This window comes from Azospirillum sp. UENF 211521 (assembly GCF_058780535.1).
In genome coordinates, this window is the sequence record NZ_JBSNCF010000001.1 from 912,381 (window position 1) to 932,681 (window position 20,301).

The window sequence follows — 20,301 nt, forward strand, 5'->3', positions numbered from 1 at the left end:
TCACATGCGGGTCCAGCGTCGTTTCACGAAAGAGGGTCAGGATGCTTACGCCGCTCTCGGCTTCCGCCGCACGACGAGCGAGATCCGCAACCCTGACGGCTCTGTGGTCTTCCAGCAGACGGACATCGAGGTTCCCGAGAATTACAGCCAGGTCGCCAGCGACATCCTGGCCCAGAAGTACTTCCGCAAGGCCGGCGTTCCGGTCGCCCTGAAGGCGGTCGAGGAGAACACCGTCCCGTCCTGGCTGTGGCGCAAGACCGCCGATGAATCGGCTCTGGCCGCCCTGCCGAAGGAGAAGCGCTATTCCGGCGAGAAGTCGGCCAAGCAGGTCTTCGACCGTCTGGCCGGCACCTGGACCTACTGGGGCTGGAAGGGCGGCTATTTCGACACCGAAGCCGACGCCCGCGCCTTCTTCGACGAGATGCGCTTCATGCTGGCCGCCCAGATGGCGGCCCCGAACAGCCCGCAGTGGTTCAACACCGGCCTGCACTGGGCCTACGGCATCGACGGCCCGAGCCAGGGCCACTTCTACGTCGATTTCAAGACCGGCCTGCTGACCTCGTCCGCCTCGGCCTACGAGCACCCGCAGCCGCACGCCTGCTTCATCCAGTCCGTCGCCGACGATCTGGTGAACGAGGGCGGCATCATGGACCTGTGGGTTCGCGAGGCGCGCCTGTTCAAGTACGGCTCGGGCACCGGCTCCAACTTCTCCCGCCTGCGCGGCGAGGGTGAGAAGCTGGCCGGCGGCGGCAAGTCGTCGGGCCTGATGAGCTTCCTGAAGATCGGCGACCGCGCGGCGGGCGCCATCAAGTCGGGCGGCACCACCCGCCGTGCCGCCAAGATGGTCACGGTGGACATGGACCACCCGGACATCGAGGCCTACATCGACTGGAAGGTGACCGAGGAGCAGAAGGTCGCCGCGCTCGTCACCGGCTCCAAGATCTGCCAGCAGCACCTGACCACGATCATGGCCGCCGCCCAGGACGGCCAGGACCCGAAGGTCAACAAGGAGCTGAAGAAGGCCATCGTCGCCGCCCGCAAGGCGCAGGTGCCGGAGAACTACGTCCAGCGCGTGATCCAGTTCGCCGGCCAGGGCTTCACCAGCCTCGAGTTCAAGACCTACAACACCGATTGGGATTCGGACGCCTACCTGACGGTGGCCGGCCAGAACTCGAACAACTCGGTGCGCATCTCCGACGACTTCATCCAGGCCGTCCTGAACGACGACGAGTGGAAGCTGATCCGCCGCACCGACGGCACGGTCCATCGCACGCTGCGCGCCCGCGACCTGTGGGACAAGGTCGGCTACGCCGCCTGGGCCTGCGCCGATCCGGGCGTGCAGTTCGACACCACGATCAACGACTGGCACACCTGCCCGGCCTCGGGGCGCATCAACGCCTCGAACCCGTGCTCGGAGTACATGTTCCTCGACGACACGGCCTGCAACCTCGCCTCGCTGAACCTGATGTCGTTCCGTCTGAAGGACGGTTCCTTCGACGTCGAGGCGTTCGAGCACGCCTGCCGCCTGTGGACCATGGTGCTGGAAATCTCCGTGCTGATGGCGCAGTTCCCGTCCAAGGAGATCGCCCAACTTTCCTACGAGTTCCGCACGCTGGGCCTGGGCTTCGCCAACCTCGGCGGCCTGCTGATGTCCTCCGGCCTGCCCTACGACTCGGCGGAAGGCCGCGCCTACTGCGCCGCCATCTCCGCGGTGATGACCGGCGTCGCCTACGCCACCTCCGCCGAGATGGCGCAGGAGCTGGGCGCCTTCCCGGCCTATGAGCAGAACCGCGACCACATGCTGCGGGTCATCCGCAACCACCGCCGCGCCGCCTGCGGCGAGATGGAGGGCTACGAGGGCCTGTCGGTCAAGCCGGTGCCCTTCGTCGCCGACGAGTGCCCGGAGCAGGAACTGGCGATGGCCGCCGTCCGCGCCTGGGACATGGCGCTGGAACTGGGCGAGCAGCACGGCTTCCGCAACGCCCAGGCCACGGTGGTCGCCCCGACCGGCACCATCGGTCTGGTCATGGATTGCGACACCACGGGCATCGAGCCGGACTTCGCGCTGGTGAAGTTCAAGAAGCTGGCCGGCGGCGGTTATTTCAAGATCGTCAACCGTCTGGTGCCGGAGGCCCTGCGCACGCTGGGCTACACCGCCGACGAGATCGCCGCGATCGAGCGCTACGCGGTCGGCCACGGCACGCTGAAGGGCGCCCCCGGCGTCAACCACGAGACCCTGGCCGCCAAGGGCTTCCCGGCCGAGGTGCTGGAGAAGCTGGAGGGCAACCTCGCCACCGCCTTCGACATCAAGTTCGCCTTCAACCGCTGGACGGTCGGCGCCGACGTCATCGTCGACACGCTGGGCATCCCCGCCGAGCAGATGGACGCCCCGGGCTTCGACCTGCTGACCGCTCTCGGCTTCACCAAGGCCGAGCTCGAGGCGGCGAACACCTTCTGCTGCGGCGCCATGACGCTGGAAGGCGCGCCCTTCCTGAAGGACGAGCATCTGCCGGTGTTCGACTGCGCCAACCCTTGCGGCCGCATCGGCAAGCGCTTCCTGTCCTGGGAATCGCACATCACCATGATGGCCGCCTCGCAGCCCTTCATCTCCGGCGCCATCTCCAAGACCATCAACATGCCGAACACGGCGACGGTCGAGGAGTGCAAGGACGCCTACCTGCTGTCCTGGCGCCTGGGCATCAAGGCCAACGCGCTGTACCGCGACGGCTCCAAGCTGAGCCAGCCGCTCTCCGCCGCCCTGCTGGACGACGAGGAGGACGCGGTCGAGGAAATCGTCGAGGCGGCGAACGCGGCCCGCACCCAGATGGTGTCCGAGCGCATCGTCGAGAAGGTTGTGGAGCGGATCATCGAGCGCAAGCGCACCGAGCGCGAGCGCCTGCCGCACCGCCGCAAGGGCTACACCCAGAAGGCGACCGTCGGCGGCCACAAGATCTACCTGCGCACCGGCGAGTATGAGGACGGCCGCATCGGCGAGATCTTCATCGACATGCACAAGGAGGGCGCCGCCTTCCGCTCGCTGATGAACAACTTCGCCATCGCGGTGTCGATCGGCCTGCAGTACGGCGTGCCGCTGGAAGAGTTCGTGGAGGCCTTCACCTTCACCCGCTTCGAGCCGTCGGGCATGGTGACCGGCAACGACACCATCAAGATGGCGACCTCGGTCATCGACTACATCTTCCGCGAGATCGCCATCTCCTACCTGGGCCGCACCGATCTGGCGCACGCCACGCCGGAGGATCTGGTGCCCTTCACGGTCGGCAGCGGCGACAAGCAGGGCGACCTGCCGGAGACCGGCGCGGTTCAGCCGTCGGACATCGTCCGCAAGGTCGCGTCCACCGGCTATGTCCGCAACAACCTGCGCGTCCTGAACGGCGGGCAGACCCAGCGGGTCTCGGCCGCGGCGGCCCTGGCCGCCACCGGCACCGCGGCCCAGGCCACGGCGTCCGCCGCCCACGCGGCGGTGGCCTCCAGCCCGGCGGTCGGCGCCGCGGTGGTCCATGCCGGCGGCACGGCCCCGGTCGGCGGCACCACCGGCACGGCTTACGGCGGCAGCAACAGCGACCAGCGCTACGACCGCATCCGCGAGGCCCGCGCCCGCGGCTACGAGGGGGATCAGTGCGGGGAGTGCGGCAACATGACGCTTGTCCGCAACGGCACCTGCCTGAAGTGCGACACCTGCGGCTCCACCACGGGCTGCAGCTGAGGCCAGCCGGTTCCATCCCCGGCATGGCGTGGAAAAGGGGAGGTCCTCGGACCTCCCCTTTTTTCATGCGCACTTCGATGCGGCCTTTTATGCGGGCTCCGGTGAGAGCGCGCTCCGGCGGGGTCAGACCGGGATGTTGGGGAAGACGCGGCCGGACAGTTGGGCGTCGGCCAGTTCCGCCGGGACGGCGTCGCGCTCCTTCAGCCAGCGGGCGAACTGGCGGTCGGCGGAGTTGATGTGCAGCATCAGCCATTGCGGCAGGAAGCTCGCCAGATACTCGGCGATGTTCTCCTCCGGCACGTTGCCGGTGGTGAAGGCGTGCAGCTGCTCCCAGGCCAGGGAATGCTGGACGAGATGGTCGGCCAGGAAGGGATAGCCGGCCTCCTCCATCACCTTCTGCTCGCTGGCGAAGTGAATCTCCGTATAGACCACCGCGTCGGCCAGTGTCCGATAGACTTCCTTGCGGGAGCGGCCCTCGGCGACGGCGGTGTGGAAGGCCTGGACCAGTTCGATCCACTGCTTGTGCTGCTCGTCGATGTCCTCGATGCCCAGCGCAAGATCCTCGCTCCAGACGAGATCCTGAAAATTCTCGGTGGGCATGTCCATGATCGAAATGACTCGGCTTAAGGTGGTGGGAGTTTGGGCATCATAGTCCGGGTCGTATGTGCATCAATGGTTTGAATTGAGATAAATTGTCGCGGTTTCGGCGGTGACCCGCGACGCGCGCCGAGGCTCCGCGTCCTTGCCGGAGGCCCGTTGCGGGTCAATATGCGGGCCAGTGACGACACAGCCGACGGGATGCGCCATGCGCCGTGCCATGAACCGCCGCCTCCGCCTTTTGCCGCTGCTCGCCGCGCTGGCGCTGCCGCCGCTCCACGCCGCGACGGCCCAGGACGCGGGGTCCCAGACCGCGCCCGCCCAGAATACGCCAGCCCAGAATGCCCCAGTCCAGAATGCCCCAGTCCAGACTGCGCCGAAGCCGGCGGAGCGGCCCGGCGGGTTCGACGCCCAGCGCAGCGAGACCAGGCACCAGCTGCCCCTGCCGTCCGGTCCGCTCGCCTACACGGCGGTGGCGGAGTTCCTGCCCCTGCGCGACGGCCAGCGCGACGAGGCGGCGGCCCGTGTCTTCACGGTCACCTACACACTGGACGGGGACGCACGGGAGGATGCGCCCCGCGGCCGGCGGCCGGTCGCCTTCGTCTTCAACGGCGGGCCGGGGGCGTCCTCGGCCTATCTGCATCTGGGCGCCCTGGGGCCGAAGGTGGTCGGCTTCAACGAGGACGGGTCGCTGACCCGCCCGCCGGCCCCGCTGCTCGACAACCCGGACAGCTGGCTGGCCTTCACCGATCTGGTCTTCGTCGATCCGGTCGGCACCGGCTACAGCCGGGGCATCCGGCGTGACGGTGGCAAGGAGGAGGGCGCGCGGCGGGAGGAGGATCCCGGCAAGCGTTTCTGGTCGGTCGACGCCGACAGCCGGGCCATGGCCGAGATCGTCCGCCTCTGGCTGACCCGCAACGGCCGTTGGGAGTCGCCGAAATTCCTGGTGGGGGAAAGCTACGGCGGCTTCCGCATCGCCAAGATGGCCAACCGCCTGATCGGCGACACCGGCATTGCGGTCAACGGGCTCATCATGGTGTCGCCGGTGGTCGATTTCGCCACCATCCGCGGCGGAGGCGGGCTTCTGGTGCCGGCGCTGCGGCTGCCCTCCTACGCCGCCTCGGCCGCCGCCAACGGTCTGGTGTCCGGCACCCCGGAGCAGGCGGCGGCGGCGGCGGAGCGCTACGCGCTCGGCGGTTATCTCACCGGGCTGGCCGGGCTTGACTACCGCCGGGCCGGCGCGGCGCAGGGCTTCTTCGCCGAGGTGGCGCGGACCACCGGCCTGCCGGAGGAACTGGTGACCCGCTTCCGCGGCGAGATCCCCACCGATGTCTTCGCCCGCGAGCTGCTGCGCGGGAAGGGGCGGGTGGCCAGCGTCTATGACGGCACCTTCACCGCCGCGGACCCCGACCCGTCGGCGGCGCGCCTTCCCTTCGATCCCTTCCTGAAGGGCACGGTGCCGACCTACACCACCGCCTTCGCAGCCTATGCCCACACGTGGCTGGGCGTGCGGACGGAGGTGCCGTTCGACCTGCTCAGCGACCGGGTGAACCGGGGCTGGGAGTGGCCACGCTCCGGCCAGCCCAGCGCGGTGGACGACCTCCAATCCGCCCTGACCCTGCAGCCGGCGCTGCGGGTGCTGATCGCCCATGGGCGCACCGACCTCATCACCCCCTACATGGCGTCGCGCTGGGTGGCGTCCCGTCTGGAGTTGCCGGAGGGGCAGGCCGACCGGGTCGCCGTGACGGTCTATGAGGGCGGGCACATGATGTACACCCGCGCGCCCGAGCGCGCGAAGCTGGCCGCCGACGCGCGGGCCCTGGTCGAGGCGGCGCTGCGGTAAGGTCGGCGGGCAGCCAATGGAATGTGACCAAAAGAAACAGGCGCCCCGGTCGGGGCGCCTGCTGCGCAATGCCTTTGCCTTGGCCTGTGGTCGCCGGCTGGACCTTTCCGGTTAGAACAGACGCAGGATCGACTGCTGCGACTGGTTGGCCAGCGAGAGGGCGATGGTGCCGAGCTGCTGACGGGTCTGCAGCATCAGCAGGCTCGCGCCTTCCTCGTTCTGGTCGGCCAGCGTCAGCTTGTTGGCGCCTTCGACCAGCACGTCGCTGAACTCCTTGGTGAAGGTCTCGCGGGTCGTGATGATGTTCAGGTTGGTCGACAGCGTCTGCGAGGCCGACCGCAGGGTCTGCTTCGCGTAGTCGATGCTGGAGACCGCCTTGTCGATGTCGGCGCGGTCGGTCCAATCGTTCTGCGCGTAGTCCAGACGCAGGCCCTGGCCGCTGGTGGTCAGGTTCTGGGACTGCACCGTGATCGCGTTGGTGTTGCGCTCGTTGAGCTGCACCGTCAGATCGTTCGAGGTGTTGGCGTCGGTCACCTGCACCGAGACCAGGTTGGCCGCGGAGTTGGCCGCCGCCGCCTGCTTGATGCTCTTCTGATCGACGTTGAAGCGCACCGTGCCGGTGTCGAACGCGAAGGAGTTCTCGCCTTCCGACAGCTTGCCCTCGCCGCGCTTGGACATGCCGTCGCGGGTCACCGTGGCGCCGTTCAGGTTGCTGACCTGTATCTGGATGTCGACCTTCTTCTCGATGACCGAGATGCCGTTGCCGTTGTTGGCGGCCTGCTCCAGAAGGTTGCGGTCCACCGTGAAGGACACGATGGTGCCCGACGCGAAGCTCTCGGAGATGCGCTTGGTCAGGGCGTTCTCGGCCGTCGCCTTGACGGTCATCTCGCGAGCGGCGTTGGTCGTCGTCGCGCCCGACAGCGTGATCGTGCCGGTCGAGCTGGTCGTGACGGTCTGGACGTCCTTGCCGCTGAGGCGGCCGTTGGCGCCCAGCGCGTTGTTGATCGACGCCTTCAGCTGGTTGGCGATGTTGATGCGGGCGGTCTGCCCGATCGACACGTCGCCGGCGGTGGCGGTGTAGGTGAAGGTCTGGTCTTCGACGGTGATGGTGAAGCTGTCGCCGGCCTCGATCGTGCCACCCATCGACACCTGGGTGATCTGCGCGGTGCCCGACTTGGCCGCGGTCGTCGTGTTGGCAGCCATGGTCTGGCTGTTGTCGAAGTAGGTGATCGTGCGCGACTCGTTGCCGTCCGTGATGATGAACGACCGCTCGCGGCCCTTGGCGCCGCGGACCTCGATCTGCACGTCGGAGAAGCTGCCGAGCGAGGTCGCCATCGTGCCGGAGAGCTTCAGGCCGACCAGGCCGTGGGCCATCTCAGCGCTGTTGATCTCGCCGGCCGCGCCCTCGATCGAGCCGTCGCCCTTGACGCGCACCGTGTAGGTGTCGGTCGACACGACGTTGGTGACGCGGGCGTTCTCGATGCCCTGGATGGTGTTGACGGCGCGGCGCGATTCGCTGGTGGAGTCCAGGCGCAGGCCGTTGCCGGCCAGCAGGTTCTTGCCGGCATAGCCGCTGTCGCCGGCCAGCTTGTCGATCTGCTCCTTCAGCGCGTTGAACTGGGCGGACAGCGTCTTGCGGGTGGCGACGGAGCCGGCGTCGGTGCCGAGCGCGGAATAGGCGGCGGTGGTCAGGCCGCGCGCCTGCTCGATCATGCTTTCGATCGCGGTCACGCCCTTGTCGGCGGCCTTGATGGTGCTGATCGACTGACCCATGGCGTCCTTCAACGACGACAGGTCACCGGCGCGCTGGGTCAGGCTCTTCGCTGCGAAGAACGAAGTCGGGCCGTCGAGCGCCGAGTTGATCTTGTTGCCGGTCGAGAGGATGTTCTGCTTGACACCGATCTTGTCGTTCACGCTCTGCAACTGCAGCAGATTCGTGCGCATTGACGCGGTGAGGGTGACGTCGTTGATGGCCATGGTTCCAAGTCTCCTTCTGAGGCTCGCCCCGCGGCTGGTGCTTGAAACCGAAGCGAGGCAACGTGCATTTGCGCGTTCCTCCCCTATCAAGACCCGTGCCAGTTCCTGAAAAACTCAATAAGCCATTGATTTTGCGTTGGTTAATTGCGGGTTGTGCGATGCCTCGGCGATGATCGGCCGGACATCCCTTCCCATGCCGGTGGAAAGTTTTGCCGGGCAGAAAGGGTGTTGCGCCCCGGAGTCCGGGACAAAACTACCCAGTTGGGGGAGGTGCCGCGGGCGCCGGTAAGCTCTTGGTGCCGGCCGGGGAGGGGGCTATCGTCGGGGTATGGCGCCCAGCGGGCGCCACCGATTGGGCCGCCAAGCATCGAAGTGTTCCCGGCGCCCGCAACAAAGACGGAGGGATGAAGCATGGCCGGACGCATCGAGGCGCGGCTTCAGGAGTTGGGGATCGAGCTGCCGCAGGCGGCGGCCCCGGTGGCGGCCTATGTGCCCTTCACCCTGTCGGGCAACACGCTCTACGTGTCGGGGCAGGTCACCGTGTGGAACGGCGAGCGCCGCTTCATCGGCAAGCTGGGCCAGGACTTCACGGTGGAGCAGGGCCAACAGGCGGCGCGGCTGTGCGCGCTGAACATCATCGCCCAGGCGAAGGCGGCCTGCGGCGGCAACCTCGACCGGGTGGCGCGCGTGCTGCGTCTGGGCGGCTTCGTCAACGGCACCCCGGACTTCCACGACCAGCCGCTGGTCATCAACGGCGCGTCGGAGTTGATGATGCAGGTCTTCGGCGACGCCGGGAAGCACGCCCGCGCCGCGGTCGGCGCCCCGTCGCTGCCCGGCAACGTGGCCGTCGAGGTGGACGCCATCCTCGAACTGGCCTGATCCAACCTTCGGATCGGGGGGAGGGGCGGGCCTCTTGCCGCGGCGCGGCAAAGCGCCCACCTCCCTCGGCGTACCCGCGAAGGAGAGAGCATGCCCGACGGCAAGGACACCGGCCCCGGCGCCGACCCGGAGGCCGGGGGGACGATCACCGTCAAGGTCCTGACCGGCATCGGCCAGGCCGATCCCCGGGAATGGGACGCCTGCGCCGGGCCGGACAACCCGTTCCTCAGCCACGCCTTCCTGCTGGCGCTGGAGGAATCGGGGTCGGCCATCGGCCGCACCGGCTGGCAGCCCAGCCACCTCGCCGCCCTCGACGGGGCGGGGCGGATCATCGGCGCGGTGCCGCTCTATCTGAAGAACCATTCCTACGGCGAGTATGTCTTCGACCACGCCTGGGCGCACGCCTATGAGCGGGCGGGCGGGCAGTATTACCCGAAGCTGCAATGCGCCGTGCCCTTCACCCCGGTTCCGGGGCCGCGCCTGCTCGTCCGGCAAGGGGCGGGGGAGGCGGTCGCCGGCGCCTTGATCCAGGGGATGGAGGAGGTGGCGCGGCGCTACGGCGTCTCCTCCGTCCATGTCACCTTTCCGGAGGAGGCCGACTGGCGCCGTCTCGGCGCGGCCGGCTGGCTGCTGCGGGAAGGCGTGCAGTATCATTGGGAGAACCGCGGCTACGCCAGCTTCGACGATTTCCTGGGAACGCTGAACAGCCGCAAGCGCAAGGCCATCCGCAAGGAGCGGCGCGAGGTGGCGGAGAGCAGCGTCCGGCTTCACAGCCTGACCGGCGCCGACCTGAAGCCGGAGCATTGGGACGCCTTCCACCGCTTCTATCTGGAGACCGCCGACCGGAAATGGGGCGGCGGCTATCTGAACCGTGCCTTCTTCCGGCTTCTGGGCGAGACCATGGCCGACCGGGTCATGCTGGTGATGTGCGAGGACAACGGGGAATGGGTGGCCGGCGCCCTGAACCTGATCGGGGCCGACGCCCTCTATGGCCGCAACTGGGGCTCCGACGGCAGCTACCGTTTCCTGCATTTCGAGGCGTGCTACTACCGCGCGCTGGACTTCGCCATCGAGCGCGGCCTCGGCCGGGTCGAGGCCGGCGCCCAGGGGGAGCACAAGATCCAGCGCGGCTATCTGCCGGTGCCGACCTACAGCGCCCACTGGGTGGCCGACCCCGGCTTCCACCGCGCCATCGCTGACTACCTGCGCCGCGAGCGGCCCGGCGTCGCGGCGGAGCGGGAGGCGCTGATGGAGCTGTCCCCCTACCGCCAGGATGGCGCATCGGAATGATTGCGGCGGATCAGTAGGGAACGCGGTCGGGCCGGGCGGCCCATTCGTCGAAGACCGCGCGCGCCTCGTCGGCCAGCAAACGCTGCATGGGGACCGCCCGCTGTTCCAGCGGCAGGGCGATTTCGGTGTAGAGGAAGGCGTCGTCGAAGCCGATGGCCGCCGCGTCGTCGCGTCCGTTGGCGTAGACGATGCGCCCGATCCGCGCCCAGTAGATGGCCGACAGGCACATCGGGCAGGGCTCGCAGCTCGTGTAGACGGTGGCGCCGGCGAGGCTGAAGCTGCCGAGGTCGCGGCAGGCGTTGCGGATGGCGACGACCTCGGCGTGCGCCGTCGGGTCGTTGCTGGAGGTCACGCAGTTCCAGCCCTCGCCGATGATCCGGCCGTCCCGCGCGATGACCGCGCCGAAGGGGCCGCCGGCGTTGCCCTGCATGTGTGTGCGGCTGAGCGCGATGGCGCGGCGCAGGCAATCGGTATCGAAACTCGTCATGATTTCCCTCTCCCAAGCCCCAACCGCGTTGTGGTTCAATCGTTTAGTGACTGTTCGACAGCCTCGGCCCGGCATGCGCACGGGGCATTGCAGGGGCGGCGGACGATTGGGGATTTCCCCTTTACTGCCCCTGCGCAAGGCGTAGTGTGGGCGGGACCAGCCGACCGACGGACCCGCCCGATGACCGACCGCACCATGGATTTCCTGAAGCAGGTGCGGGACCATCTATTCTATCTCAAACTGAAGCCGGGCGGGGTGCGCCTTCAGGCGAAGGGCGTCGATCTGTCGAGGCTGCGCCTGAAGGGCTTCAATCTGCAAACGGCCATCCTCACCCAGGGCAATTTCTCCGACGCCCAGCTCGAGGAGGTCAGCTTCGCCATGTCCGACCTGTTCGGGGCGAATTTCAGCCGGGCGAAGCTGGTGGGCTCCTCCTTCGCGCGGGCGGACCTGCGCGGGGCGAACTTTCTGAAGGCCGACCTGACCCGCACCGACTTCGAGGGGGCCGACCTGCGCCCCGGCCAGATCATGGTGCACCGCGTCGGGCGCGACGAGGATGAGGAGGAGCGGCGGCCGGCCAACCTGAAGGACGCGCGGCTGGACGGCGTCAGCTTCAAGGGCGCCGACCTCAGCCACGCCGAACTGGCCAACGCCTCGACGGCCGGCGGCGACTTCAGCAACGCCAACCTGTTCGCCGCCAATCTGGCCGGTGCCGACCTGACCGAGGCGAATTTCAGCGGGGCCAAGATGAAGCGCGCCGTGCTGAACGGCGCCAACCTGACCCGCGCCGTCCTGCGCAACGCCGACCTGCGCGAGGCGACCCTGCGCAACGTCGATCTGACCGTGGCGGACACCCACGGCGCCAACCTGAGCGGCGCCGTCTACATGCGCAACGCCGACGCCCTGCCGACGCCGGTGCGCGGCGTGCTGGACGCCCACATCCTGTGGATCAACAGCGGCGGCGGGGCCGGGCTGCGGGCGGACTTCACCGGGATGGACCTGCGCGGGCTGGATCTGACCGCCTGCGACCTGTCGGGTGGGGTGTTCCGCGACGCCAACCTGGACGAGGCCCGGCTGTCCAACGCCTCGCTCTCGCTGGCCGATTTCGGCGGGGCCAGCCTGCGCCGGGCGCGGCTCGACCAGGCGGTCATGACCGGGGCGAACCTGAGCGGCGCCGACCTGACCGGGGCGGACCTCCACGGCGCCGACCTCGGCATGGTGGACCTGCGCAACCCGGACGGCACGCCGACCGGGCGGAGCTGGCCGGCCAACCTGACCGGCGCCACCCTGACCGCCGCCGACCTGCGCGGCGCCCGGCTGACCGGAGCGAAGCTGGCCGGCGCCAGTTTCGAGATGGCCAACCTCGCCTCGGCCGACCTGCGCGGCTGCGACGATGCGGCGGCGAACCTGTCGAAGGCCAGCCTGATGGGCGCCCGTAGGGGCCCGCTGGAGACGCGGCCGCCGCGCGACGGCGGCGGCCCCCTCATCGCCCTGTAACCGTTACTTCCAGTCGGCGAGCACCGCGGCGGCGGTGGAATCGCGCAAGGGCGCGCGTTCGGGCGGGGTGCCGCCGTCGACGCGCAGGCCCATCAGGGTCTCCACCAACGGCTCCGGCCCCGGCGTGACGCGGATCTGGCCGCGGGCGGCGATGTGCGGGTGGTCCGGCATCTCCGCCAGCGTCGGCAGCGCCTCGAAGCAGCAGTCCACGGGGTCGAGCAACCCCTTCCAATCGGCGAGGCTGCGGCTGGCGAACAGGGCGTCCAGCTCCGCGATCAGGTCGCTCTGGGGCAACGGGTCACCCTGCCGGGCGGTCCAGTCGGGCCGTCCCACCGCCTCGCAGAAGCCTTGCCAGAACTTGGCCTCCAGCGCCGACAGGGTGGCGAAGCGGCCGTCGGCGGTGCGGTAGATGCGGTAGCAGGCGGCCCCGCCGGACAGCAGCGCCTCGCCGCGCCCCGGCACCTCTCCGCGGGCGTCGGCGGTCAGGTTGAAGCCCTGCCAGCCCAGCACAGTCTCCATGATCGACAGGTCGAGGAAGCAGCCTTCGCCGCTGCGCTGGCGCCCGAACAGGGCGGCGACCACCGCCAGCGCCGCCTGCTGGGCCGAGGCGAAGTCGGCGACCGGCGGGTGGCTGATCGAGGGGCGGTCGGGCGTGCCCGAGGAGTCCAGGCCGCCGCCGACCGCCATGTAGTTCAGGTCATGGCCGGCCCGCCGGGCGTAAGGACCGCCGCTGCCCCAGCCGGACAGGCTGGCGTGGACCAGCCCTGGGTTCAGCGCGCGCAGCCGGGCGTGGCCCACCCCCAGCTTGTCCAGCACGCCGGGGCGGTAGCTTTCCACCAGGGCGTCGGCCCCGACGATCAAGGTCTCGAAGGCGGCGCGGTCGCCCTCGTCCTTCAGGTTCAGGCGGATGACCGTCTTGCCGGCGTTCAGCAGCTTGTAGGCGGCGGTCGTGCCGTCGGCGTCGGTGGGACCCATCCGGCGCAGCGGGTCGCCGCTCGGCGGCTCCACCTTCACCACTTCGGCGCCGAGGTCGGCCAGCATCTGGGCGGCGTAGGGCCCCGGCAGATACTGGCCGAGGTCGATGACGCGCAGTCCGCTCAGGAAGGGCAGGGGCATGGTGCGTTTCCTTGTTCTTCGTTTTTGGGGGTCTGTCTGGTGGCGCCGCCGGGACGAGTGTCCGCGATGGGGCGTCAGGAATGCAACCGTCCGCCCTTCACATTCGTGCCGCCTCCACCGTCGATATCAGACCGATGGTGAGGAGGAAAACATGTCCACGGCCAAGGCTTCCAAGTACAAGGTCTACAAGGATCACCGCAACGAATGGCGCTGGACCTTCCACGCCGCCAACGGCGAAGTCATCGCCGTCAGCAGCGAGGGCTACACGGCCGAGCGCGATTGCCTGCACGGCATCGTCCTGATGAAGGCGTCCAACGACGCGGTCGTCGTGGTCGAGGAATGATGGTCGAGGAATAACCGCCCGGCGGCCCGCCGACCGGACAAAAAGAAAGGGGGCCTTGCGGCCCCCTTTTTCGCGTTCCGTGCGAGCCGGCGTCATTCCGCCAGTTCGTGCACGACCTCGTCCTCGTCCTCGTCGCCGGAGCGCCGCTTGCGCGACCCCTCGGTGTACTCGAAGGCGGGCTTGTCGTCCTTCACGGTGACCTTGACCAGACCGCCCTTGGCGAGCTTGCCGAACAGCAGCTCCTCCGCCAGCGGCTTCTTCAGGTGCTCCTGGATCACGCGGCCCAGCGGACGCGCGCCGTAGAGCGGGTCGTAGCCCTTCTTGCCCAGCCACTCGCGGGCCTGATCGTCGAGTTCGATCGTGACGCCGCGGTCCTCGAGCTGCGCCTCCATCTGCATGATGAACTTGTCCACCACGCGGTTGATGACCTCCTGGGTCAGCGGCGCGAAGGGGATGATCGCATCCAGACGGTTGCGGAACTCCGGCGTGAACAGCTTCTCGACCGCTTCCATGTCCTCGCCGACCCGACGCTCGCGCTCGAAGCCGATGGCCGGCTTGGCCATGTCCGAGGCGCCCGCGTTGGAGGTCATGATGAGGATGACGTTGCGGAAGTCCACCGTCTTGCCGTTGTGGTCGGTCAGCTTGCCGTGATCCATGATCTGCAACAGGATGTTGAACAGATCCGGATGGGCCTTCTCGATTTCATCGAGCAGCAGCACGCAATGCGGATGCTGGTCGATGGCGTCGGTCAGCAGGCCGCCCTGGTCGAACCCGACATAGCCCGGAGGGGCGCCGATCAGGCGGGAGACCGTGTGCCGCTCCATGTACTCCGACATGTCGAAGCGGGTCAGCTCGATGCCCAGCGTGAGGGAGAGCTGGCGGGCCACCTCGGTCTTGCCGACGCCGGTCGGGCCGGTGAACAGGTAGTTGCCGATCGGCTTCTCCGGTTCGCGCAGGCCGGCGCGGGCCAGCTTGATGGCGGAGACCAGCGCGTCGATGGCCTTGTTCTGGCCGAAGACCATGGTCTTCAGGTCGCGCTCCAGGTTGAGGAGCGTCTCCTTGTCGTCGCGGCTGACCGACTTCGGCGGGATGCGGGCGATCTTGGCGACCACCGCCTCCACGTCCTTGACGGAGATCTTCTTCTTCCGCTTGTTCTCCGGCAGCAGCATCTGCGCGGCGCCGACCTCGTCGATGATGTCGATGGCCTTGTCCGGCAGCTTGCGGTCGCCGATGTACTTCGCGGACAGCTCCACCGCCGAACGGATCGCGTCGTTGGTGTAGCTCACCCGGTGGTGCTTTTCGTAGTAGGTCTTGATCCCCTGGAGGATCTTGATCGCATCCTCGACCGTCGGCTCATTGACGTCGATCTTCTGGAAGCGCCGGACGAGCGCCCGGTCCTTCTCGAAATAGTTCCGGTATTCCTTGTAGGTCGTCGAACCGATGCAACGCAGCGAGCCGGAGGCGAGGGCCGGCTTCAGCAGGTTCGAGGCGTCCATCGCACCGCCCGAGGTCGCACCGGCGCCGATGACCGTGTGGATCTCGTCGATGAAGAGGACGGCACCTTCCGTGGCCTCCAGTTCGGAGACGACGGCCTTGAGGCGCTCTTCGAAGTCGCCGCGGTACCGCGTACCGGCGAGCAGGGAGCCCATGTCGAGCGCGAAGATGGTGGCGCCCTTCAGCACCTCCGGAACCTCGCCATGGACGATGCGGCGGGCCAGCCCCTCGGCGATGGCGGTCTTGCCGACACCAGGGTCACCGACATACAGCGGGTTGTTCTTCGACCGCCGGCACAGGATCTGGATGGTCCGTTCGACCTCCTGCTCCCGTCCGATCAGCGGATCGATCTTCCCGCTGGCCGCCTTCTTGTTCAGGTTGACGCAATAAGCCTCTAGGGCTTCGCTGCCTTTCTTCACGACCTTCTCCGCCGCCGCGTCCTCGTCGGCTCCGGTAACGCGCTTCGCTTCCGAGCGGCCCGGGGCCTTCGCGATTCCGTGAGAGATGTAGTTCACCGCGTCGAAACGGGTCATCTCCTGCTCCTGCAGGAAATAGACCGCGTGGCTTTCGCGTTCAGAGAACAGGGCGACGAGCACATTTGCTCCCGTCACCTCTTCACGCCCCGACGACTGGACGTGGATGGCCGCGCGTTGCAGCACCCGCTGGAAGCCAGCCGTCGGCTTGGCATCATCGGGCCTGTTCGTGATCAGGTTCGCAAGCTCGTTGTCGAGGTAATCCGAGAGTTCGGCGCGCAGTCGGTCCAGATCGACCCCACAAGCGCGCAAGACGGCCATGGCATCGGCATCCTCGGTCAATGCGAGCAGCAAGTGTTCGAGCGTCGCGTATTCGTGCCTGCGCTCGTTCGCATGGGCCAGGGCTCGGTGCAGCGTCTGTTCCAAGTTACGCGACAGCATCTGTGGCCTTAATCCTTTTCTAGCGTACATTGCAGCGGGTGCTGGTTCTGGCGCGCAAAGTCCATCACCTGCGTGACTTTCGTCTCCGCCACTTCGTAGGTGAACACGCCGCACAAGCCCACACCCCGCCGGTGCACATGCAGCATGATCCGCGTAGCCTCCTCGCGCGACTTGGCAAAGAAGCGCTCCAAGACATGAACGACGAATTCCATAGGTGTGTAGTCGTCGTTCAACATCAAGACCTTATACATCGAGGGCTTTTTAGTCTTAGGCTTGGTTTTGATAACCACGCCCGTGGTGGTGCCCTCGTCGCCGTGCTTGTCGTTTTCGGCCATGGTCTCAACAGGTCAACATCGCGATGTACGTCGCATGAATGATATGAGAACTCCGGGCGCGGTGGGAAGGGGCCGTTTTCGGTGAGTCCCCATTTGGGAGAGGCCCATTCGGAACAAGACCTGCCCGGCTACCCCGGAATTGGTGGATAAACCCGTGCGCTGCGGCGGAATGGCCGCACCGTCGTGCCATAAATGGCACGGCCGGCATCCTGTACATGTCCACCGCACCCAAAACAAACAAGCCCGGCGGTCGAAACCGCCGGGCTCACCCGGAACTTCACAATGCCGTGAGGCGGCAGGATTTAAAGCGGTACCGCCTTGCGCCGTCCGCACCCCCGGACGGTAGCGTCCCGGGGGCGACGGAGGTGGGAGCCGCCCCGGCCTCGCGGCCGGGTCTGTGGAATTGCTGGCTCCGGGACATTTTGTCTCAGGCTGACGTCTGGGACCGGCCGGGATCAGGCGGCCTTCGCCGCGACCGGCTTGGACAGCGTCTCGACCGTGACTTGGAGGCGGTCGTTGATCGGCGCGAAGGCGTCCTTGGCGGTCTTCAGCGACAGCTCCTGCAGCTTGGCGCTCTCCTTGACGAAGGTCTCGAAGCTCGCCTTGGCGAAGCTGCTCTGCAGCTCGACCAGCTCCTGGACGGTCTTGACGGCCAGCAGGGCCTTGCCGGTGGCGGCGCTCTTCTCCAGCGAGGACTGGGTGAAGGAGGCGACCTGCTTGCCGGCTTCCTCGGCGCCCTTGGCGACGATGGTGCCCGACTTCACGACGGCGTCGACGTTGCCCTTGGTCAGGGCGGTCAGCTCGTCGAAGCCCTTGAGGAGCTGGGCGGAGGCCTTCTCGAACTGCTCCTGCTGGGCCTTGACCAGGCCGTCCACGTTCTGCTTGGCGGCGGAGACGGCGTCTTCGAAGGTCTTGGTGGCGGCGGCGAACTTGTCGGTCATGGAACGGCTCCTCGAATTTCATCGGGTTGACCCGCGCCGGACCCACCGATTGGCGACCGCGCGGATGATCCGACCAGCGACCCCGTGGTTTCGGGCGTCGGGTCGATGCTGCAATGCAACATGACTAAACTTAGGGCAGGCGCTTGCGCTTGTCAACGGGATTTTGTGCGGTGCACAAAAACTTTGGCGCGTCCCGGAGGCCCCCTTTGCGCGCGGAGCCCGGCCGTCGGGGGACGGCCGGGCTCCGTGGTGTCGCCGTGCCGGCGGATCAGGCCGCGATCGGCTTGGACAGGGTGCTGACGGTGACCGACACGCGGTCCTTCAGCGGGGTCAGGGCCGCCGTGGCGACGCGGGTGCCGATGCCCTGGAGGCGGGAGGACTCCGCGACGAAGGCGTCGAAGCTGGCCTTCACATACTCGCTCTGGAGATCGACGACCTCCTTCAGCGACTTGGCGGTCAGCAGGGCCTTGCCGGTGGTGACCGACTTGTCGAAGGAGGCCTGGGCGTAGGCGGTCACCTCGCGGGTCAGCTCCTCCGCGCCCTGGGTGGCGATGCTGCCGCTCTGGATCAGCGCCTCGACGTTGGCCTTGTTCAGGGCCTGCAGCTCGGAGGAGATCTTCAGGAGCTGCGCGGACAGCTTCTCGACCTGCTCCTTGGTGGCGGAGGCGGTCTGCTCGAACGTCTTCGCGGCCTGCTCCTGGCCGGCCTTGACGAAGCCCTCGACCTGCTCCTTGGCCTGGGCGGCGGCGTTCTCGAACGCCTGGGTGGGGGCGGGGGCCGGCTTGGCCTTCGTCACGGTCGTCATGCCTTGCGTTCCTTCCTTCGTCGAAGCCCGGCGCGCAATACCCGGACCGGCGGACCGTCCGCCAGCGGGGCGCAGACCGGCTGCGTTGGGTGTGGTCCGGAGCGATGCCGGACCGGAAAAATGCTGCACTGCAGCAATGGCTAAACTATGGGCAGATGTCCGTGGAGTCAACAAAGAATCTTGTGCGTCGCACAATATATCAGTTGAGCCCGGTCCCTTTGCTTGGTCGGTACGGCGACAGCTCCACCGTTCCGCCCCTTGGGAAATCCGATCCACTTCGGCTCGACTGGGCGGAGCCTTTACGAAAGCTTTACCGCCGATCCTGCCCAATCATACTCTGCCCGCCGAAGGGACGCGCTTCGGCCAAAGGTCAGACCAACCGCGGCGGAACGTCGCAGCTTTCAGTTCGGGAACGTTCTTTCATGACCTATTGCCTCGGCATCAAGACCCGCGACGGCCTGATCGGCCTGTCCGACGGGCGCATCACCAGCGGCTCGCAGCTCTCGTCCGCGCGCAAGGTGACCATGGTGGGCAGCGGCGGCGACCGCTTCTTCATCCTGAATTCGGGCCTGCGCAGCGTGCGCGACAAGACGCTGGCCTACCTGCGTCGCGACATGTCCCGCCGCCGCGGCGAGACCTACCCGACCATGCTGGACGCGCTGTCGGCCTTCACCGCCTGCCTGCGCCAGGTGGCGGCGGAGGACAAGGAGGCGCTGGAGGCGTCCAAGCTGGCCTTCAACCTGCACGCCATCATCGGCGGACAGCTCGCCGAGGACCGCGAGCCCTACATGTTCCTGGTCTATCCGGAAGGCAACTGGATCGAGGTGGACGAGCGCACGCCCTACCTGTCGATCGGCGCCACCGCCTACGGCAAGCCGATCCTGGACCGCGCGCTGTCCTACAGCACGGACATGCAGACGGCGCTGAAGATCGCCTACCTGTCGTTCGACAGCACGCGCTTCTCGTCCAACGATGTCGGCTTCCCCATCGACATGGTGACCTTCAACGCCCAGGAGCGGCTGTGGCGCCAGTCGAACTTCGACTACGACGATCTGGTCGAGCAGCGCCTGTGGTGGAACCGCAACATCACCGAGTTGGCCCGGCGCATGCCGGACGGTCCGTGGGTGGACACGCTGCTGGCCGCCGGCGCGCGTGCGGATGTCGCTGAGGAAGAGGTGGTCTGAGGTGTGAAGCCTTGCCCCCTCCCTAACCCTCCCCCGCTATCGCAGGGGAGGGGACTGATCTCCCTCTCCCACGCAGCGGGGGAGGGCCGGGGAGGGGGCGATGTCAGCCCTGCCCGCTACTTCCCGGCGAACAGCCACGTCCCGAAGGGAGCGGTCGGCCCGATCAGCCCGTCGCGGCCCACCTGCACTTCGAACACCACGCCGGCGCTGTCCACCTGCCCGCCGGTCGGCAGGGTTCGCGGCGCGTCCTGCGGGCGCGGCAGGGCGGGGTAGGGCACGCCGGTCCCCTGCGCGCTGCCGTCCAGCTCCTTCAGCGGCCCGTCGAAGCGGATGTCGGAGAAGCGGTCGGACGGGTAAGGGTAGGCGTTGAAGAACCAGCTTCCCCGCCGGCAGCCGTTGATCAGCCAATAGACGCCGTTGGACGGCAGGCGCACCCCGCTCGGCGCCGGCTCGAAGGCGCCGCTCTCGTAGAGGCGCAGGACGAACAGGGCGAACTGGCGCGGCGAGAGCTGGGCCTTGGCGACCGGGCCGCGGGCGACCGCCGCCGGGTCGTCCAGGTCGATGCGGGCGAGGTCGGTGGCCTCCAGGACGCGCGCCTCGACCAGCGCGCCGCCGGTGCCGCGGTCGCCGACGATGTCGTAGGTCCGCACATGCTTCTGGTAATCGGCGTTGAAGACCAACCGGTAGCGGTCGGTCTCCCCCTTGGTGCAGGCGGCGCGCAGGTCGTCGCCGTTGAGGTAGCTGACCCAGGTGAGCTTGCGCGCCACCGGGTTGTCGGTCGGCCCGACCGAGGCGCAGCCGGCGAGAAGAACCGCAGCGGCCACCCCCAGCCCCATCACCGTCGCAATCCGTCCTCTACGTCCGTCCCGTGGGGCAGC

General features: G+C 67.8%; 16 protein-coding genes. 7 read left to right on the forward strand and 9 right to left on the reverse strand.

Annotation, left to right across the window (positions count from 1 at the left end):
- Positions 1–4: 4 nt before the first annotated feature.
- Positions 5–3,724, forward strand: a complete 3,720-nt coding sequence (locus ACWPN5_RS04215) for a vitamin B12-dependent ribonucleotide reductase (RefSeq protein ID WP_492294420.1) — start codon at positions 5–7, stop codon at positions 3,722–3,724.
- 123 nt (positions 3,725–3,847) lie between these two features.
- On the opposite strand, the gene ACWPN5_RS04220 is transcribed toward ACWPN5_RS04215, so the two are convergent.
- Positions 3,848–4,330 (reverse strand): bacteriohemerythrin, encoded by a 483-nt coding sequence (locus tag ACWPN5_RS04220; protein WP_145689021.1) that lies wholly within the window; start codon positions 4,328–4,330, stop codon positions 3,848–3,850.
- Positions 4,331–4,529: 199 nt separating this feature from the next.
- On the opposite strand from ACWPN5_RS04220, the gene ACWPN5_RS04225 reads away from it, so the two are divergent.
- Positions 4,530–6,164: a S10 family peptidase gene (locus ACWPN5_RS04225; RefSeq protein WP_492294422.1), complete on the forward strand. Its 1,635-nt coding sequence runs from the start codon at positions 4,530–4,532 to the stop codon at positions 6,162–6,164.
- Between the two features lie 111 nt (positions 6,165–6,275).
- Here the strand turns inward: ACWPN5_RS04225 and ACWPN5_RS04230 are convergent, their stop codons facing one another.
- Positions 6,276–8,141 (reverse strand): flagellin N-terminal helical domain-containing protein, encoded by a 1,866-nt coding sequence (locus tag ACWPN5_RS04230; RefSeq protein ID WP_145689023.1) that lies wholly within the window; start codon positions 8,139–8,141, stop codon positions 6,276–6,278.
- A 411-nt stretch (positions 8,142–8,552) separates the two neighbouring features.
- Here ACWPN5_RS04230 and ACWPN5_RS04235 point away from each other — a divergent pair, with 411 nt between their 5' ends.
- Both ACWPN5_RS04235 and ACWPN5_RS04240 read left to right on the forward strand, forming a co-directional pair.
- Positions 8,553–9,020, forward strand: coding sequence for a RidA family protein (locus ACWPN5_RS04235; RefSeq protein ID WP_492294424.1), 468 nt, complete (start codon positions 8,553–8,555; stop codon positions 9,018–9,020).
- Between the two features lie 90 nt (positions 9,021–9,110).
- Complete coding sequence (locus ACWPN5_RS04240) at positions 9,111–10,310, forward strand: GNAT family N-acetyltransferase (protein WP_492294426.1); 1,200 nt, start codon at positions 9,111–9,113, stop codon at positions 10,308–10,310.
- Positions 10,311–10,320: 10 nt separating this feature from the next.
- Here the strand turns inward: ACWPN5_RS04240 and ACWPN5_RS04245 are convergent, their stop codons facing one another.
- Positions 10,321–10,797 carry a nucleoside deaminase gene (locus ACWPN5_RS04245; protein WP_145689026.1) on the reverse strand — a complete coding sequence of 159 codons (477 nt, stop codon included), beginning with the start codon at positions 10,795–10,797 and terminating at the stop codon, positions 10,321–10,323.
- 180 nt (positions 10,798–10,977) lie between these two features.
- Between ACWPN5_RS04245 and ACWPN5_RS04250 the strand changes: the two genes are divergently transcribed.
- On the forward strand, positions 10,978–12,291 hold the full coding sequence (locus tag ACWPN5_RS04250) for a pentapeptide repeat-containing protein (protein ID WP_349596266.1): 1,314 nt from the start codon (positions 10,978–10,980) through the stop codon (positions 12,289–12,291).
- Between the two features lie 3 nt (positions 12,292–12,294).
- Here the strand turns inward: ACWPN5_RS04250 and ACWPN5_RS04255 are convergent, their stop codons facing one another.
- Entirely contained in the window at positions 12,295–13,407 is a 1,113-nt protein-coding gene (locus ACWPN5_RS04255) for a CaiB/BaiF CoA transferase family protein (protein WP_492294429.1), read from the reverse strand.
- Between the two features lie 151 nt (positions 13,408–13,558).
- Between ACWPN5_RS04255 and ACWPN5_RS04260 the strand changes: the two genes are divergently transcribed.
- Positions 13,559–13,750 carry a YegP family protein gene (locus tag ACWPN5_RS04260; RefSeq protein ID WP_145689029.1) on the forward strand — a complete coding sequence of 64 codons (192 nt, stop codon included), beginning with the start codon at positions 13,559–13,561 and terminating at the stop codon, positions 13,748–13,750.
- Between the two features lie 92 nt (positions 13,751–13,842).
- Here ACWPN5_RS04260 and clpA read toward each other — a convergent pair whose 3' ends face one another.
- From clpA to ACWPN5_RS04280, 4 genes are all read right to left on the reverse strand, one after another.
- Positions 13,843–16,158, reverse strand: coding sequence for an ATP-dependent Clp protease ATP-binding subunit ClpA (clpA, locus tag ACWPN5_RS04265; RefSeq protein ID WP_137140099.1), 2,316 nt, complete (start codon positions 16,156–16,158; stop codon positions 13,843–13,845).
- A gap of 8 nt (positions 16,159–16,166) precedes the next feature.
- Positions 16,167–16,493, reverse strand: a complete 327-nt coding sequence (gene clpS / locus ACWPN5_RS04270) for an ATP-dependent Clp protease adapter ClpS (RefSeq protein ID WP_035672033.1) — start codon at positions 16,491–16,493, stop codon at positions 16,167–16,169.
- A 455-nt stretch (positions 16,494–16,948) separates the two neighbouring features.
- The gene (locus tag ACWPN5_RS04275; RefSeq protein ID WP_145689030.1) at positions 16,949–17,434 is read right to left on the reverse strand and encodes a phasin family protein; all 486 of its coding nucleotides are present in this window, start codon (positions 17,432–17,434) and stop codon (positions 16,949–16,951) included.
- Positions 17,435–17,702: 268 nt separating this feature from the next.
- Positions 17,703–18,239: a phasin family protein gene (locus tag ACWPN5_RS04280; RefSeq protein WP_114859191.1), complete on the reverse strand. Its 537-nt coding sequence runs from the start codon at positions 18,237–18,239 to the stop codon at positions 17,703–17,705.
- A 422-nt stretch (positions 18,240–18,661) separates the two neighbouring features.
- Between ACWPN5_RS04280 and ACWPN5_RS04285 the strand changes: the two genes are divergently transcribed.
- A complete protein-coding gene (locus ACWPN5_RS04285; protein WP_145689031.1) occupies positions 18,662–19,423 on the forward strand; it encodes a proteasome-type protease in 762 nt (253 codons plus the stop codon).
- A gap of 116 nt (positions 19,424–19,539) precedes the next feature.
- On the opposite strand, the gene ACWPN5_RS04290 is transcribed toward ACWPN5_RS04285, so the two are convergent.
- Positions 19,540–20,259 (reverse strand): hypothetical protein, encoded by a 720-nt coding sequence (locus ACWPN5_RS04290; RefSeq protein ID WP_492296350.1) that lies wholly within the window; start codon positions 20,257–20,259, stop codon positions 19,540–19,542.
- Between the last annotated feature and the right edge of the window lie 42 nt (positions 20,260–20,301).